We start from the raw sequence: 17482 nt of genomic DNA on the forward strand, positions 1-17482 counted from the left end.
ATTCCTGCCTGGGAAGACGTCCGCCCGGCTGCTTGAATCCAGCGGTTCTGCTGGTACGTATTCCTCATCGGTCGCCGAGGCGGGCTCCGCCCGGCCGGAGGTTCCCTGGACATGTGCACGCGTCGCGAGGGTGGAGCGGTTCTGGGTGCGGTGGTCGGTCTGATGCTCGCCGCGTGCGGCGGGGACAAGGTGAAGGTCCAGGGGCACGTCACCAACGGAGGGGGCCAGCAGACACAAGGGCTCACCGACGGTGCCCCCGCGCTGGGTGGGGAGGGAACGGCCTCGGCGGCCACCACCGTGCGGATCAGCCGCGTGGTGGCGAGCGGGGACCTGAACACGCTGGCGAAGGCCGACGTCGCGGCGGACGGCAGCTACACGCTGGAGCTGGATGACGTGGGCCAGCGGCTGATCATCGAAGCGGTGAACAAGTCCGGCATCACCGTGGCCTCCGCCCTGCTGGACTCCACGGAGCCCAGGTCCGGACAGGCGGCGCGCACGGCGCCGCCCATGACGAGCGAGTCCTCACTGGAGGCGGAGGTCTTCGTCCAGATGGTGCGGGACGGGGACGCTGCGGGGAGCGTGGACACGGTGGACCTGCGCACGCGGCTGACGGCGGAGCAGGCGGCGGCGGTGCGCGGCCAGACGAAGGAGACGGCGGCACAGTCGGTGGCGGCGCTCGGCGCGGCGGTGCGGGCGGCGCAGGCGACCCGGCTCAAGGCGTACGCGCGGTCGGGAGCCCTGGTCACGCAGGAGGGGCTCTTCAACGCGTCGCTGGCGCCGGCGGCGAAGCTGGACGCGGCCCTGGACGCGGGCGGGCAGGCCGCGGCGGGGGCCTATGACACGTTCTTCGCGGAGGTGCGCACGGCCACGCCGGAGGCGAACGACACCCAGGACCAGCAGGCGGAGCGGGAGGCCGGCATGGCGTACCGCATCGCGGTGGAGGCGCGGCTGTCGTCGGGCGCGGGGAGCGCGGTCGCGGATGCCGCGGTGCGAGCCGCCGCCGGGCTGGAGGCCCGCGCCACCGAGGCCGCCGCGCAGGCCGTGCTCAAGGGCTCCGGCGCCACGGCCGCGGTGCTCGCCCAGGCGGACACCGCGGCCACGTCGCTGCGCGAGGGCCTCTCCAGAGCCACGTCGGCCAGCGCGTCCGCGATGGAGTGGGCGAACTACAGCGCAAAGCTCGGCACCGGCAACACCGCGTCCGTGATGGGGGCGCATCTGGGCGTGACCAGCGACACCAACCTGGCCTTCCTGTCCGCGATGCACACCGGCGTTCAGGCGGGGGGGACGCTCGCTGGCACGCTGGGCACGCTGCGGGAGCAGTCCGGCAAGGCCACCGCCGCGGCGCTCGCGGAGGCCGTGGTCAACGCCTACGCCACCTACGACGCCGCGGTGCGGACCGACGCCACCGGCGTCCTCACCGGCTTCGGACCGAAGGCGGCCCCCAGCGTGGAGCTGCTGATCATCTCCGAAGGCGCATTCCGCCTCCGCTAATGCCCAGGCACCCGGGGGCACCTCAGGCGGCCCTCCCCTGCTCCTCCCGCCGCAGCGCGCGGTCCAGCACGAAGGTCCCGAACGGCACCAGCGACGCGCCGAACGCCATGAGCGAGCGGCGCGTCGGCCACCCGTGCTCGGCCGCCACCCGGAACAGCGAGGACACGAAGAGCAGGAACAGGAGCCCGTGGACGCTGCCCGCGATGCGCACCGCCAGCGGCTGGCCCCCCAGGTACTTCACCGGCATCGCGATGAAGAGCAGCCCCAGGAAGGACACCCCTTCCAGGAAGGCCACCCACCTCAACTGCCGCAGCGCGCTCATGGGTCCACCCCGGGCCAACGCGGCCGGAAGATCATCAGCACCAGCACGAAGAAGAACGGCACGGCCGCCAGCAGCGCCCCCACCCAGGTGCGCCGCTCCCGCGACGCCATGGCGACCAGCGACAGCTGCGAGACCAGCGACAGCGACAGCCCGCCCAAGATCCACGGCTCCGTCAGCGCCACGTTGAGCTGGAGCGTGAGCAGGTAGCCCGCCGTCCACGTCACCACCAGCCCCGGTGACGCGATGGCGTGCACCGCGCGCTTGCGGTCGAGCGCGGACGTCGTGGCCAGCGCCCCGACGAGCCCTCCTCCGTAGAGCACCACGCCCACGAACTTCAGCAGGAGCAGCAGGCGGTAGGTCACCATCCGCCCCCTCCTCCGCTCCGCGCTCGCCTGCCCCGCGTCAATGTCGGACCCCGTTCGCGCCGTGGCGGCCACCGCCATGGGAGTCCCGTCCCTATGGCACGCGGCGCATGAGCGAGGCGAGTGGCGGAAACGCCAGACTTCGACGACTTCCCGCCACGCCCACGGCCTTGGCGGAATCCCGGCGCGCTGGCATCTTCCCGCCATGCACACCGTGGCCATCGTCGCGCTGGAGGGAGTGGTGCCGTTCGACCTCTCGATTCCCACCGAGGTGTTCGGCCGCGTACGGCTGCCCGGCGGCGGCGAGGGCTATCAGGTCCGCGTCTGCGGCGTTTCACCCGAGGTCCACGCCGGGGCGTTCGTGTTGAAGACCCGCCATGGGCTGTCGGCGCTGGCGCGCGCGGACACCATCATCCTGCCCGGCATCGCGGACGTCTCCGCCCCGGCGCCCCCCAGGCTCCTGAGCGCGCTCCGCGCCGCGGCGACCCGGGGCACGCGCATCGCGTCCATCTGCTCGGGGGCGTTCCTCCTGGCAGCGGCGGGGCTGCTCGACGGGCTTCGCGCCACCACCCACTGGCTGGCCACGGAGGAGCTGGCCCGGCGCCACCCGGCCATCCAGGTGGACCCGAACGTCCTCTACGTCGACAACGGACAACTGCTCACCTCCGCGGGCGCCGCGGCGGGACTCGACCTGTGCCTGCACCTGGTGCGGCGCGACTACGGCGCCGCGGTGGCGGCGGACGCGGCGCGGCTCGCCGTGATGCCGCTGGAGCGTGATGGGGGCCAGTCGCAGTTCATCACCCACGCTCCCCCCACGCCCGAGGGCGCGTCGCTGGAGCCGCTGCTGCGCTGGATGGAGGACCACCTCCACCGGCCGCTCACGCTCCAGGCCCTGGCGCGGCGGGCGGCGCTGAGCGAGCGAACCCTGAGCCGGCGCTTCCGGGAACAGACGGGCACCACCCCGCTCCAGTGGCTCCTGCGCGCCCGCGTGCGCCGCGCCCAGCACCTGCTGGAGACCACGGGCCAGTCCGTGGAGGCCGTCGCGGAGAAGGTGGGCTTTGGTTCAACGACCACCTTCCGCGACCACTTCCAGCGCTTCGTCACCACCAGCCCCCTGGCCTACCGCCGCGCGTTCCGAGGCGGCACCCGGCCCGCGCCGCGCTGAGGCGCTCAGTGCTGGTGGCCGAAGCGCACTTCGACGCCGGGGTGCGCCGCGACGAACGCGCGCAGCTTCTTGAAGCTCTCCACGCCCCGCGGCCCGTCCTGGGTGAAGCTGCCCGGCTCCACGTCGTGCTCCCAACCCCAGCGCGTGTGACTGGCGTCGCCCAGCAAGAGCACCGGCCCCTTCGTCGAGCGCACCAGGTACGCGGTGCTGCCCGGCGTGTGCCCCGGAACCCAGAGCGCCCACACCGACCCGTCCCCGAAGACATCCACCGCGCCCTCGAAGAGGCCCTGGGGGTCGGCGTTGAAGCTCCACTCCGACAGCGCCGGCTTGCCCTCCAGCGCCCGGTCCGTGGCGCCCTGCACCACCAGGTTCACGAACGCGCGCTTGGACGCCTCCCCCGGCCCGGTGAACACGGGCGTCCCCGCGGGTACATCCGCCATGCCCGCGATGTGGTCCGGGTGCAGGTGCGTGAGGAAGACACCGGCCAGCGGCTGCGACTGCCCCGCCAGCCACTCCCCCAGCGGCGCGTACACCTTCATCTTCCCCATGTGCATCGCGTTCGCCACCATGCCGCGCATCGCCGAGCGGTCCGGCGCGTCCCGGAGCGCCGTCTCCACCCCCGTGTCCACGATGAACAGCCCGCGCGTCGGGTGGCGCAGCGCGTGGAAGAAGACCTGGATGGGTTCATCCCCGTCCTCCAGGTGCGCCGCCTTCGCCGTGGGGTGGTCCAGGTTGATGAGGCCACCGCGCTCCACGCTCCAGTCGCAGGAGGTCACCGTCTCCAGCTCCACTGGCCCCGGCTCGTCCAAGTGCGCGAGCACCGCGTCCGCGGACCGCGCCACGCCGAGCGCGGACTTCTGGACGTCGTGGGAGGACGTGGCGCAGCCGGTGCCGAGGGCGACTCCAGAGAGGCAGAGCACGAGCAGGGAGGACTTCATGGCGGGACTCCTTTCCGGGCGCGGGGCACCGGTGGTTCAGGACAGGCGGGACCATGCGCGATGCGCTGATGGATGGGAATCCACGAAAATGGCATGATGCCATCCATTCATGGATATCTCCTGGGATGATGCCCGGCTGTTCCTCGCCATCGCGGAGACGGGCAGCTTCAGCGGGGCCGCGCGGCGGTTGCGCATCGGCCAGCCCACGGTGAGCCGGCGGCTGGCCGCGCTGGAGTACGCGGTGGGCGCGGCGCTGTTCCGCCGGGGCGTGGAGGGCGCGGCGCTCACGGCGGCGGGCGAGCGGCTCGTCGTGCCCGCGAAGAAGATGGCGGAGTGGGCCGGGGAGCTGCACCGCGCGGCGGAGTCCACGGACAGCTCGCCCCGGGGCATCGTGCGCGTGACGGGCACGCCCTACTTCAGCTTCGACTTCCTGGCGCCCTTCGCGGCCTTCGTCGCCCAGAAGCACCCGGGCCTGCGCCTGGAGGTCCAGTCCCAGATCCAGTACCTGGACCTGGTGCGCGGGGAGTCGGACCTCGCGCTGCGCGGCCGGCCTCCGACGAGCCCGGACCTCCAATGCGTGGACACGCTGGACGTGCCCAACGCCGTCTTCGTCTCCAAGGCCCTCAAGGCCCGGCTGCCGAAGAAGGTGACGCCCCAGGATTTGCCCTGGGTGGCGTGGTCGCCTCCCTTCGAAGCGGTGCCGCCCAACCCCCAGCTGGAGACGATGATCCCCGGCTTCACGCCGTCGTTCACGGCGGACAACTACCTGGTGTTGGTCGCGGCGGCGGAGGCCGGCCTGGGCGCGCTGGTGATGGCGCGGATGTCACACCGCTTCACACGCGCGACGCAGCTGGTGCCGCTGGAGGTGGAGCTGGGGCCCTTCTCCCGGAGCCAGACACACCTGGTGTGCGCGAAGTCCGCGTTGGACATCCCGCGCGTGCGGCGGGTGTCGGAGCTGCTGGTGGAGGAGTTCCAGCGGATCCGCGCGCATCGATGAAGCCCCCAAGCGCCAGCGGCCCGCGTATGGTTCCCCCATGCAATCCGTTCGTCCCGCCGCCGCATCGTATGTCCTCATCGACGCCGAGAACGTCGACTGGGCCGTCTCCAACATCGTCGGACGCAAACCCGAGCCCCAGGACCGGGTTCAGTTCGATCGGCTGGTCGCCTTCTGCGACACCTACTTCCCCAAGCCGGTGCGCTGCGTGGTGGTGCTCAACGCACGCGGAGAGCAGCTTCCGGACGCGATGATTGGCTTCGTGCGCGCGCTGAAGTCCGCGGGCTGTGAGGTCGCGCTGCTGCACGGCCGGCCGGACCAGAAGGTCGTGGACCTGGGCATCCTCAAGCTCCTGGAGAACATCCGCACCCAGCGTCCGGGCGCGGCGGTGGGTCTGGCCAGCCACGACGGCGCGGACTTCGCCGAGGCGCTCAAGCCGCTCCTGGCGGAGCAGCGTCAGGTCGCGGTGCTGGGGCTGCGCGAATACGTGAGCCAGCGCTTCCGCGAGCTCATGCCGTCGGGCCTCAAGGTGGTGGACCTGGAGCTCAACGCCCGCGTCTTCCAGCGCCCCCTGCCTCGCCTGTTGCCGGTCAACGTGGACGAGTTCGATCCTTCGCTCTTCGTCTAACCGCGGTCCCCTTCCCGGAGTCGGTCCATGTCCTCCAAGCCCCTTCCCGCGCGCGGCGCGGTGTCCGCCGCGCTGCATGCCCTCCTGGAAGCGGAGTGGCAGTACTCACTCCAGCAGTACCCCACGTATGCCTCGCTCCTGGGGGACCGGCGCTGGAACGACCGGTGGGACGACCTGAGCCTCGCCGCGCTGGAGGCGGATCACCGGCACAGCCACGACGTGCTGGCCCGCCTCCAGGGCGTGGACCGGGCTGCCTTGGACGACGACGCGGACCGGCTCCACCTGGACCTCTTCCGCCGGATGCATGAGACGTGGGTGGAGGAGTACGGGGCGAAGTGGCACCTTCTGCCCCTCAACCAGATGGGCGGACTGCCGGAGGGGCTCAAGCAGCCCCCGGGGCTCCAGACGGCGTACCAGCTCGCGGACACCCTGCGCTTCGAGACGGTGCGGGACTACGAGGACTGGGTGAAGCGCCTGGAGGGCTTCGGCGCCTACGCGGATCAGGTGGTGGCGCTGATGCGCGAGGGCCTGCGCCAGCACCGCATCCACCCGCGCGTCGTGCTCCAGCGCATCCCGCCGCAGCTGGAGCGGCAGCTGGTGAAGGACCCGGCGGAGAGCGGCTTCTTTGGCCCCTTCACCCGCCTCCCGAAGGACTTCGCCCCGGAGGACGCGCGGCGGCTGGCCCAGGCGGGACGCGACGCCATCGCGAACACCGTGGTGCCCGCGCTCAGGCGCGCGCTGGACTTCCTCACGGCGGAGTACCTCCCCGCGGCGCCGGAGACCGTGGGGGTCTGGCAGTTCCCGGACGGCGAGGCGCTGTACGCGTTCCTCGCGCGCCGGCACACGACGACGCGCCTGACACCGGAGGAGATCCACGCGGTGGGGCTCGCGGAGGTCCAGCGGCTGCGCGCGGAGATGGACCGGGTGATGGCGCGCACGGGCTTCACCGGCACGCTGCAAGCGTTCTTCGAGAGCCTGCGCACGGAGACGCGCTTCTACGAGCCCACCGGGGACGCGCTGCTCGCGCGCTACCGGGCGCTGGCGAAGCGCATCGACCCGCTGCTGGAGCGGCTGTTCCGCACCCTGCCGAAGAAGCCCTACGTCGTCGAACCCATCCCGGAGGCGATGGCCCCGGACGTGACGACAGGCTTCTACTTCCCCGCGGCGGCGGACGGCTCGCGCCCCGGCATCTTCCAGGTGAACCTCTACCGTCCGGAGACGCGGCCCGTCTGGGAGATGGTGCCCCTGACGCTGCACGAGGCCGTGCCCGGCCACCACTTCCAGATCGCCCTGGCCTCCGAACAGACTGAGCTGCCGGAGTTCCGCCGCTTCACGTCCTACGTGGCCTTCGACGAAGGCTGGGCGCTGTACTGCGAGTCCCTGGGCGACGAGCTGGGCCTGTACGACGACCCGCACGACAAGTTCGGCCAGCTCGCCTACGAGATGTGGCGCGCGGTGCGGCTGGTGGTGGACACGGGGCTGCACGCGAAGCAGTGGACGCGCAAGCAGGCCCTGGACTTCTTCATGGAGAACGCCCCCCGACAGGAGCTGGACATCACCAACGAGGTGGACCGCTACATCGCGTGGCCGGGCCAGGCGCTGGCGTACAAGGTCGGCCAGCTGCGCATCCGGGCCCTGCGCGACCGGGCGGAGGCCGCGCTGGGCCAGCGCTTCGACGTGAAGGCGTTCCATGATCAGGTGCTGCTGACGGGCTCGCTGCCGCTGGACGTGCTGGAGGCGAAGCTGGACGCGTGGGTGGCTCGGGAGTCCGCGTGAAGCGCCCGCTCGTCACCGGGCTCGCGTTGGGCGGACTGGCGCTGCTGGCGCTGGCGGCCTGGGTCGCGGTGCGCAGCGCGCGCTACATCTCCGCGGAGGTGCATCCCCCGCGTCAGCCGGTGGAGCGCCCCCCGGAGGACGCGGTGTTCGCCGGCCTGCGCGACGTCGCGTTCCAGGACCGTGGCGGCCTCCAGCTCAAGGGCTGGTACCTGCCTCCGAAGGACGGGGCGCTCGTCATCCTGGTGCATGGCCTGTCCGGCAACCGCACCCAGCTGCTGCCCGAGGCCCGGTTCCTCGCGCAGGCCGGCTACGGGCTGGTGCTCTTCGACCTGGGCGCGCACGGCGAGAGCGGAGGCACGGTGTCCACCTACGGCGACCGCGAGGCGGCCCAGGTGGTGGCGGCGGTGGACTTCGCGGCGAGCCAGCCAGAGGTGGACGCGAAGCGCATTGGCGCGCTCGGCTTCTCGTTGGGGGGCTATTCGGTGCTGAAGGCGGCGGCGGAGGACGCGCGCCTCAAGGCCGTCGTGGTGGAGGCCGCGGCCGTCGCGCCCGCGCAGGCGCTCCAGGACGAGCTGGGACACTGGGGCCCCGTGGGCCTGTGGCCGGCCCTGGGGGTGATGAAGCGTGCGGGCGTGGACGTGAACGCCGTCCGGCCCGCTCGAGACATGGCCGCGCTGGAGGGCCGCCCCGTCCTGCTGGTGGCGGGCTCGGAGGACCCCTGGGTGCCGGACGCGGCGCTGGAGGCGCTCCTGCGCCAGGGCCAGGGTCCCTGGGAGAAGTGGCTCGTCCCGGGCGCGGGCCACGGCGAATACTTACGGGTTTCCCCGGATGCCTATCCTCGCCGCGTGCTTTCCTTCTTTTCGCGCTTTCTTTGAATGCAGGGACGTGAGTCCAGTCGAGGGGTCGTCCGCCTGACAGGAATCTGCCCGGACGCGATCCTTCCGCCACGACATGGCATGCTCCCGGTCCTGGGTTGGCCCGTCTTTCCCATCCTCTACACGTCAAACGCTTGAATCCAGATGGTCGGATGGCCCTGGGGGATAAGTCCTTGGACGCAGCGGTCATGCAGACAGTGGTGGCACGCTTCACCGCGCAGGCGTCCCGGACGCCGGACGCCGAGGCGGTCCGGTTCGAGGGCACGGGGCTGACGTACGCGCAGTTGGATCGCCGCTCCAACCAGCTGGCCCACCACCTGCGGGACCTGGGCGTCACCACGGACGTGCTCGTCGGCGTCTGTCTTGAGCGGTCGGTGGAGATGCTGGTGGCGGTGCTGGCCGTGCTCAAGGCTGGCGGGGCCTATCTCCCGTTGGATCCCGCCTACCCCGCGCCGCGTCTGGCTTTCATGTTGGGGGACGCGAAGGCGCCGGTGCTGCTCACCCAGGCGAAGCTGCGCACGGGGCTGCCTGCGTTCGCGGGCCCGGTGCTGTGTCTGGATGAGTCCCCCGCCCTCTTCGCCCCGGAAGCCAGGGCCACGCCGGTGGACGCGTCAGGCCTGGAGGGGCTGGCGTACGCCATCTACACGTCGGGCTCCACGGGGACGCCCAAGGGCGTGGCGATGGGGCACCGGCCCCTGGCCCACCTCATCGCGTGGCAGTTGGGCCAGTCGGTGGCGGGGCTGGGAACGCGGACGCTCCAGTTCTCCCCGCTGTCGTTCGACGTGTCGTTCCAGGAGCTGTTCGGCACGTGGTGCTCCGGCGGCACGCTGGTGCTGGTGCGGGACGCGCTGCGGCTGGACGCGGTGCTGCTGCTGGGGCTGCTCGCGGAGGAGCGCGTGGAGCGGCTGTTCCTGCCCTTCATCGCGCTGCAGAACCTGGCGGAGATCGCCACCGCGCACCAGAAGGTGCCGACCGCCTTGCGCGAGGTCGTCACGGCGGGTGAGCAGCTCCAGGTGACGCACCACCTGCGCGCCTTCTTCGCCGCGCTCCCGGGCTGCGCGCTGCACAACCACTATGGCCCGTCGGAGACGCATGTCGTCTCCAGCTACGTGCTCCGCGGCGCTCCGGAGGCATGGCCCGCGCTGCCGCCCATCGGGAAGGCGCTGGACGACTGTGAGCTGCTGGTGCTGGACGAGCAGCGGCGGCCCGTCCCCGCTGGCGAGTCCGGCGAGCTGTACCTCGCGGGCGTGTGCCTGGCGCGCGGCTACCTGCACCGCGAGGCGCTGACGGCGGAGCGCTTCGTCCCGCATCCGCTCAAGCCCGGCACCGGCGAGCGCGCGTACCGCACGGGGGACCTGGCGCGGGTGCTGCCGGACGGAAACGTGGAGTTCCTGGGCCGCATCGACGGACAGGTGAAGGTGCGCGGCTACCGCATCGAGCTGGGCGAGATTGAAGTCGCGCTCGGGAGCCACCCGGCGGTGAAGCAGGTGGCGGTGGTGGCGCGCGAGGACGTGCCCGGCGACAAGCGGCTGGTCGCCTACGTCGTCGCGGACCGCACGCTGGAGTACGCGGCGGGGGCGCTCCGGCGACACCTGTCCACGCGGGTCCCGGACTACATGGTGCCCTCCGCGTTCGTCGTGCTAGAGGCCCTGCCGCGCACGCCCAGCGGGAAGATCGACCGCCGGGCCCTGCCCGCTCCGCTGCCCACGCGCCCGGAGCTGCAGCAGGCGTTCGTCGCGCCGCGCTCGCCGCTGGAGCGGACCCTCGCGGACGCATGGGCGCGGCTGTTGCGCATCGACCGGGTGGGCGTCCACGACAGCTTCTTCGAACTGGGCGGCAACTCGCTGCTGGCGCTCCAGTGCGTGGCGCGGCTGCGGCAGGCGCACGGGCTGGAGATCCCCATCGTCCAGCTGTTCCAGTCCCCCAGCGTGGCTCAGCTCGCGGCGGTGCTGACGGGCGACGGCGCGCGGCCTTCGCTCAAGCAGCAGGTGGAGGCGCGGCAGGCGAAGCGCCAGCAGGCGGCGGGCGGCACGGGCGGCGCGGAGCCGGTGGCCATCATCGGCATGGCGGCCCGGTTCCCGGGCGCGCCCGACGTGGAGACCTTCTGGAAGAACCTGGTGGACGGCGTGGAGTCCGTCACCCCCTTCACGCGCGAGGAGGTGGACCCGTCGGTGCCCGCCTCTGAACGAGACGCCCCCGAGTACGTGCGGGCGCGCGGCATCCTGGACGGCGTGGAGCTGTTCGACGCGGCCTTCTTCGGCATCATGCCCAAGGAGGCGCAGGTGATGGATCCGCAGCAGCGCCTGTTCCTGGAGACGGCCTGGGAGGCACTGGAGTCCGCGGGCTGCGTGCCGGAGACATACCCGGGCCTCATCGGTGTCTTCGCGGGCACGCACAACAACAGCTACCAGCCGCTGCACGTGCAGCCCCGGCAGGACATCGTGGGCCAGGTGGGCGCCTTCCAGGCGATGGTGGCCAACGAGAAGGACTACGTGGCCACCCGCGTCGCGCACAAGCTGGACCTGCGCGGCCCGGCGCTGTCGCTCAACACCGCGTGCTCCACGTCGCTGGTCGCGGTGGCGCAGGCGTTCTGGGCGCTCCAGACGCACCAGTGCGACGTGGCGCTGGCGGGCGGCGCGTCGGTGACGGTGCCGCAGAAGTCCGGCCACCTGTACCAGGAGGGCGGCATGCTCTCCCAGGACGGGCACTGTCGGCCCTTCGACGCGAACGCCACCGGCACCCTCTTCAGCGACGGCCTGGGCGCGGTGGTGCTCAAGCGCCTGTCGGACGCGCAGGCGGACGGCGACGTCATCCACGCGGTGCTGCGCGGCGTGGCCGTCAACAACGACGGCGCGGCCAAGATGAGCTTCGCGGCCCCGGGCGTGGAGGGCCAGGCCACGGCCATCGCCACGGCGCACGCGAACGCGGGCATCGACCCGCGCACCCTCCGCTACGTGGAGGCGCACGGCACGGCGACGCCGCTGGGCGACCCCATCGAGGTGGAGGCCCTGTCGCAGGCGTTCCGCGCGCACACCACGGACACGGGCTTCTGCGCCATCGGCTCGGTGAAGAGCAACTTCGGCCACCTCACCGCCGCGGCGGGCGTGGCGGGCCTGCTGAAGACGGTGCTCTCGCTGAAGCACCGCGAGCTGCCGCCGACGCTGCACTTCCAGACGCCCAACCCGAAGATCGACTTCCCGCGCAGCCCCTTCTTCGTCCAGACGCGGCGCTCCGCGTGGCCGGAGGGCGAAGGCCCCCTGCGCGCGGGCGTCAGCTCCTTCGGCGTGGGCGGCACCAACGCGCACGTCGTGGTGGAGGAGGCCCCCGAGCGGCCCGCCTCCGGTCCGTCGAAGCCGCGCCAGCTGTTGACGCTGTCAGCGAAGTCGCCCGCGGCGCTGACCCAGGCGGCGCGGCGGCTGGCCGCGCACCTCCAGGCGCATCCGGAGACGCCGCTCGCGGACGTGGCGCACACGCTCGCCACGGGCCGCAAGGCGTTCGCGTTCCGGCGAGCCGTGGTGGCGGGGACGCACGAGGAGGCCGTGAAGGCGTTGACGGCGGCCGAGGCGGAGGCCTCCGCGCTGGAGTCCACGCCCCCCGTCGCGTTCCTCTTCCCCGGCCAGGGCTCGCAGCATCCGGGCATGGCGCAGGGGCTGTACCGCCACGCGCCGGCCTTCCGCGCCACGGTGGATGCCTGCGCGGAGGTGCTCAAGCCGCTGCTCGGACGCGACCTGCGCGAGCTGCTCTTCCCGAAGGATCCGGAGTCGCCCGAGGCCGCCGAGGCGCTGCGCCAGACGTCGTTCGCCCAGGCGGCGCTCTTCACCGTCGAATACGCGCTCGCGCAGCTCTGGTGGAGCTGGGGCGTGCGGCCGGGCGCGCTGGTGGGCCACAGCGTGGGCGAGTTCGTCGCCGCGTGCCTCGCGGGCGTCCTCACGCTGGAGGATGCGCTGCACCTGGTGGCGAAGCGCGGCCAGCTGATGCAGGCGCAGGCGCCGGGCAGCATGCTGTCGGTGCGCCTGTCCGCGGAAGCGGTGGCCTCCCGGCTGCCGGACGGCCTGGCCATCGCGTCGGACAATGGACCGCGGCTGTGCGTGGTGTCCGGCCCCACGCAGGCCGTGCAGCAGCTCCAGGCCACGCTGGAGGCGGAGGGCACCGCGTGCCGGTTGCTCCAGACCTCCCACGCGTTCCACTCGCCGATGATGGACGCCGCCGTGGCGCCCTTCCTGGACACGGTGAAGGGCGTGCGCCTGTCCGAGCCGCGCATCCCCATCGTCTCCACCGCGACGGGCACCTGGCTGAAGCCTTCCGAGGCGACGTCTCCTGAGTACTGGGCGCGGCACCTGCGCGACACGGTCCGCTTCGCGCCCGCGCTGCGCACGCTCTGGGACCAGGGCGACTGTCTGATGCTGGAGGTGGGCCCGCGCGTGACCCTGGGCACGCTGGCCCGGCAGCAGGCCACGGCGGAGCAGCGCTCGCGGGTGTTCACGTCCCTGGGCGAGTCCGGCGGCGATGGCGCTGACTGGAGCGCCCTCCTGGGCACCGTGGGCCAGCTGTGGCGCCGCGGGGTCCACCTGGACTGGAGGGCCTTCCACGCCGACGAGCAGCGTCAGCGCGTCACCCTCCCCACCTATCCCTTCCAGCGGCAGCGCCACTGGATCGACCTCGAGCGGGCCGTGGTGCCCGCCCCCACACCCTCCACCGGAGCCGCCGTGAGTCCCGCCCCTGTTCCTCGCGCTGAACGCCTTGTCCCCACCCTGCGCAACCTGTTCGAGGAGCTGAGCGGGCTGGAGCTCGCCGACGCCGATCCGGGCGCGAGCTTCCTGGAGCTGGGGCTGGACTCGCTGGTGCTCACGCAGGCGGCGCTCGCGGTCCAGAAGCAGTTCGGCGTGAAGGTGACGTTCCGGCAGCTCCTGGAAGAGGTTGCGTCCCTGACCCAGTTGGCCACGTTCCTCGACGGCCGCATGCCGCCGGAGGCCGCACCGGCGGTCGCCACCGCGCAGCTCACCGCGAACGTCCTCGCGCAGCCACAGGTGGCCCCCGCGCAGGCCGGCGGCGCGCTCCCCGCGCAGCATCCAACCGCGCCCCTCCCGAGCGCGTTCCCCGCCCAGGCCCTGGGCGCGTTCCAGGCCCAGGCGATGGCCGCGCCCCCCGGGACGATCCAGGCGGTCGTCGCGCAGCAGCTCTTCCTGATGACCCAGCAGCTGGCGCTCCTGTCCGGCCAGACCGCGCAGCTCCAGGCCGCGGCGCCCTCCGCGCACGCGCCGGAGGCGGTCCCGGTCCAGGCGGCATCCCCCGCGGCCCAGCCCGCCCCCAGCGCGCCGGCCCCCGTGGCCTCCGCCGCGCCGGACGAGGCCGAGCTCAAGGGCCCGGTGAAGTACGACGTGAAGAAGGCGTTCGGCGCCATCGCGCGGATCAGCCTGGCGCCGAAGGACGCGCTCACGCCCCGGCAGCAGACGTTCCTGGAGGACTTCACCCGCCGCTACAACGCGAAGACGCAAGGCTCCAAGCGCTCCGCGCAGGAGAACCGCGGCCAGCTGTCCGACCCGCGCGTGGTGACGGGCTTCCGCCCGCTGCTCAAGGAGCTCATCTACCCGCTGGCGGTGAACCGCTCCAAGGGCTCGCGGCTCTGGGACGTGGACGGCAACGAGTACCTGGACGCGCTCAACGGCTTCGGCTCGGTGATGTTCGGCCACGCGCCGGACTTCATCACCCAGGCGGTGCACAAGCAGGTGGACGACGGCTACGAGCTGGGGCCCATGCACCCGCTGGCCGGCGAGGTGGCGAAGCTCGTCTGTGAGTTCACCGGCGCGGACCGCGCGGCCCTCTGCAACACCGGCTCCGAGGCGGTGATGGGCGCGATGCGGATTGCCCGCACCGTCACCGGCCGCAGCACGGTGGCCATCTTCTCCGGCAGCTACCACGGCATCTTCGACGAGGTGCTGGTGCGCGGCACCAAGAGCCTGCGCACCGTGCCGGCCGCGCCGGGCATCATGGCGGGCGCGGTGCAGGACGTGCTGGTGCTGGACTACGGCACGCCGGAGTCGCTCGAACTCCTGCGCGCGCGCGCGGACTCGCTGGCCGCCATCATGGTGGAGCCGGTGCAGAGCCGCCGGCCGGACTTCCAGCCCCGTGAGTTCCTGCACCAGCTGCGCGACCTCACCCAGAAGTCCGGCTCCGTCTACATCTTCGACGAGGTCATCACCGGCTTCCGCATGCACCCGGGCGGAGCGCAGGCGGTGTTCGGCGTGCAGGCGGACGTGGCGACGTACGGCAAGGTCGTGGGCGGCGGCATGCCCATTGGCGTCATCGCGGGCAAGCGCCCCTTCATGGACGCGCTGGACGGCGGCGACTGGCGGTTCGGCGACGAGTCCGTGCCCTCGGTGGGCGTGACGTACTTCGCCGGCACGTTCGTGCGCCATCCGCTGGCGCTCGCCGCCGCGAAGGCCGCGCTGGAGCACATGAAGGCCGCGGGCCCGGAGTTGCAGCGCGGCGTGAGCGCGAAGGCGGACACGCTGGCCCGCACGCTCAACGCGTTCTTCGACGAGGTGGGCGCGCCCCTGCGCATCAAGCACTTCGGGTCGCTGTGGAAGACGTTCGTCACGGCGGACATCGCGCACGGGGACCTGCTGTTCTGCCTCCTGCGCGACAAGGGCATCCACATCTGGGACGGCTTCCCGTGCTTCTTCACCACCGCGCATTCGGAGGCGGACGTGCAGCGCCTCATCACCGCGTTCCAGGACAGCGTCACGGAGTTGCAGGACGCGGGCCTCCTGCCGGGCACGGCCCGTCCCCAGCCGCAGGCCGCCGCCGCGCTCGACTCCAGCCAGCCCCCCGTCCCTGGCGCCCGCCTGGGGCGTGATCCGCAGGGCAACCCCGCCTGGTTCGTCCCGCACCCCACGGTGCCCGGCAAGTTCGTCAAGTTGAGCGAGACCCGATGAAGACCTCCGTCACCCCGCCGCACGACATGCCTGACGACTTCGATCCGTTCGCCGGGCCCGCGCTGCTGCTGACCGCGCCTTCCACCGAGCCCCAGCGCGAGGTGTGGACCGGCGTGCAGATGGGCCCGGACGCCTCGGCCGCCTTCAACGAGTCCATGTCCGTGCGGCTGCACGGTCCGCTGGACGTCGAGAGCCTGCGCGCCGCGCTCCAGGACCTGATGGAGCGCCACGAAGCCCTGCGCACCACGTTCAGCGCGGACGGCCTCACGCTGTGCGTGGCCGCCACCACACCCTTCCCGCTGGAGGTCCTGGCGCTGGACGCGCTGTCCTCCTCCGAGCGTGACGCCCGCGTCGGGGAGCTGCTGGCCCACGAGGTGGAGACGCCCCTGCCCCTGGAGACCGGCCCGCTGCTGCGCCCGCGCCTCGCGAGGCTGGGCGCGCAGGAGCACCTGCTGACGCTGACCGCGCACCACATCGTGTGCGACGGCTGGTCCATGGCGGTGATGCTGCGCGACCTGGCGACGTTCTATTCGGCGCACGTTCGGCGGACCCCGCACACGCTGGCGCCCGCGCCCACGTTCAGCGACTACGCCCGCGCGCAGGCGAAGCTGGCCACGACCCCGGAGTACGCGGCGCATGAGCGGTACTGGCTCCAGCGGTTCTCCGGGACGCTGCCGGTGCTGGAGCTGCCGCTCGACCGGCGCCGCCCACCGTCGAAGACGTACAGCTCCCGGCGCGAGGACTGCGTCCTGGAGCCGGCGCTCGTGGAGCAGCTCAAGCGCGTGGGTGCTCGCCACGGCGGCAGCTTCTTCACCACGCTGCTCGCGGGCTTCAAGGCGCTGCTGCACCGGCTGACGGGGCTGGAAGACGTGGTGGTGGCCATCCCCGCCGCGGGCCAGTCCGTGGCCGGGCTGAAGGACCTGGTGGGCCACTGCGTGAACGCGCTGCCCCTGCGCAGCCAGGTGTCCGCGGAGGCGCCCTTCACGCAGGTGCTCAAGCAGCTGCGCACCACGATGCTCGATGCGTACGAGCACCAGGAGTACACGTTCGGCACGCTGCTCAAGCAGCTGGCGCTGCCGCGCGACCCCAGCCGGCTTCCGCTGGTCAACGTCCTGTTCAACGTCGATCAGGCCGTGACGGGCGATCAGCTCGGGTTCCAGGGCCTCACCTGCACCCTGGCGAGCAACCCGCGTCACTTCGAGAACTTCGACCTCTTCATCAACGCGGCCGAGGCTCATGGCCGCGTGGTGCTGGAGTGCCAGTACAACACCGACCTCTTCGATGGCACCACGGTCCGCCGCTGGATGGCCTGCTACGAAGAGCTGCTGCGCGGCGTCGTCGCCAACGCGGAGACCCCGCTGTCGCGCCTGCCGCTGCTGCCCGAAGCGGAGAAGCAGCGCGTGCTGGTGGACTGGAACGCCACCGCGAAGCCCTTCGACCGCGAGGCCTTCGTCCACACCCTCGTCGCCGCACAGGCCCAGGCCACGCCCGACTCCGTCGCCCTGCGCTCCGGCGGCGTCACCCTCACCTACCGCCAGCTGCTCCAGCGCTGCCACCAGGTCGCTCACGCCCTCCAGCAGCAGGGCGTCACCCCCGGTAGCCTCGTCGGCCTCTTCACCGAGCGCGGCCCCGACATGGTCGTCGGCCTCCTCGGCATCCTCGAAGCCGGCGCTGGCTACGTCCCCTTGGACCCGGGCTTCCCGCCTGAGCGCCTCGCCTTCATGGTCGACGACGCGAAGCTCTCCACCATCCTCACGCAGCAGGCGCTGGTGGCGTCCTTGCCGTCCACCACCGTGAAGCCCCTGCTCATCGAGGACACGGCGTCCCAACCCGAGTCCGCGCCCCCAGCGCCGGAGGTCTCTCCGGAGGCCGTGGCGTACGTCATCTACACGTCGGGCTCCACGGGCAAGCCCAAGGGCGTGCGCGTCCCCCACCGCGCCGTCGTCAACTTCCTCGCCTCCATGCAGGAGGCTCCGGGCCTCTCGCCCCACGACGT

11 protein-coding genes are annotated in these 17482 nt (G+C 72.3%); 8 read left to right on the forward strand and 3 right to left on the reverse strand.

Annotated features, from left to right (window positions below; translation table 11 throughout):
- The first annotated feature begins 111 nt into the window (after positions 1 to 111).
- Positions 112 to 1491, forward strand: a complete 1380-nt coding sequence (locus tag GTY96_RS33520; protein ID WP_161666850.1) for a hypothetical protein — start codon at positions 112 to 114, stop codon at positions 1489 to 1491.
- Between the two features lie 22 nt (positions 1492 to 1513).
- Here GTY96_RS33520 and GTY96_RS33525 read toward each other — a convergent pair whose 3' ends face one another.
- Positions 1514 to 1813 (reverse strand): DUF3817 domain-containing protein, encoded by a 300-nt coding sequence (locus tag GTY96_RS33525; protein ID WP_143905625.1) that lies wholly within the window; start codon positions 1811 to 1813, stop codon positions 1514 to 1516.
- Positions 1810 to 2178: a hypothetical protein gene (locus GTY96_RS33530; protein ID WP_161666851.1), complete on the reverse strand. Its 369-nt coding sequence runs from the start codon at positions 2176 to 2178 to the stop codon at positions 1810 to 1812. The genes GTY96_RS33525 and GTY96_RS33530 overlap by 4 nt, the downstream gene beginning before the upstream one ends.
- Before the next feature lie 202 nt (positions 2179 to 2380).
- Here GTY96_RS33530 and GTY96_RS33535 point away from each other — a divergent pair, with 202 nt between their 5' ends.
- Positions 2381 to 3340, forward strand: coding sequence for a GlxA family transcriptional regulator (locus GTY96_RS33535; protein WP_161666852.1), 960 nt, complete (start codon positions 2381 to 2383; stop codon positions 3338 to 3340).
- 5 nt (positions 3341 to 3345) lie between these two features.
- Here the strand turns inward: GTY96_RS33535 and GTY96_RS33540 are convergent, their stop codons facing one another.
- Positions 3346 to 4278, reverse strand: coding sequence for an MBL fold metallo-hydrolase (locus GTY96_RS33540; protein ID WP_143905619.1), 933 nt, complete (start codon positions 4276 to 4278; stop codon positions 3346 to 3348).
- A 109-nt stretch (positions 4279 to 4387) separates the two neighbouring features.
- On the opposite strand from GTY96_RS33540, the gene GTY96_RS33545 reads away from it, so the two are divergent.
- The 6 genes from GTY96_RS33545 to GTY96_RS33570 all read left to right on the forward strand — a co-directional run.
- Positions 4388 to 5275, forward strand: coding sequence for a LysR family transcriptional regulator (locus GTY96_RS33545; RefSeq protein ID WP_143905617.1), 888 nt, complete (start codon positions 4388 to 4390; stop codon positions 5273 to 5275).
- A gap of 37 nt (positions 5276 to 5312) precedes the next feature.
- The gene (locus GTY96_RS33550) at positions 5313 to 5900 is read left to right on the forward strand and encodes an NYN domain-containing protein (protein WP_143905615.1); all 588 of its coding nucleotides are present in this window, start codon (positions 5313 to 5315) and stop codon (positions 5898 to 5900) included.
- Positions 5901 to 5927: 27 nt separating this feature from the next.
- Positions 5928 to 7676 (forward strand): DUF885 domain-containing protein, encoded by a 1749-nt coding sequence (locus GTY96_RS33555; RefSeq protein WP_143905613.1) that lies wholly within the window; start codon positions 5928 to 5930, stop codon positions 7674 to 7676.
- Positions 7673 to 8551 (forward strand): alpha/beta hydrolase, encoded by an 879-nt coding sequence (locus tag GTY96_RS33560; protein WP_161666853.1) that lies wholly within the window; start codon positions 7673 to 7675, stop codon positions 8549 to 8551. Before GTY96_RS33555 ends, GTY96_RS33560 begins: the two co-directional genes overlap by 4 nt.
- Positions 8552 to 8724: 173 nt before the next feature.
- Entirely contained in the window at positions 8725 to 15486 is a 6762-nt protein-coding gene (locus GTY96_RS33565; RefSeq protein WP_201756638.1) for a polyketide synthase, read from the forward strand.
- The coding region (locus GTY96_RS33570) for a non-ribosomal peptide synthetase (RefSeq protein WP_161666854.1) at positions 15483 to 17482 on the forward strand (2000 nt) is incomplete at its 3' end. The genes GTY96_RS33565 and GTY96_RS33570, both read left to right, overlap by 4 nt.

This window comes from Corallococcus silvisoli (assembly GCF_009909145.1).
Classification (GTDB): domain Bacteria; phylum Myxococcota; class Myxococcia; order Myxococcales; family Myxococcaceae; genus Corallococcus; species Corallococcus silvisoli.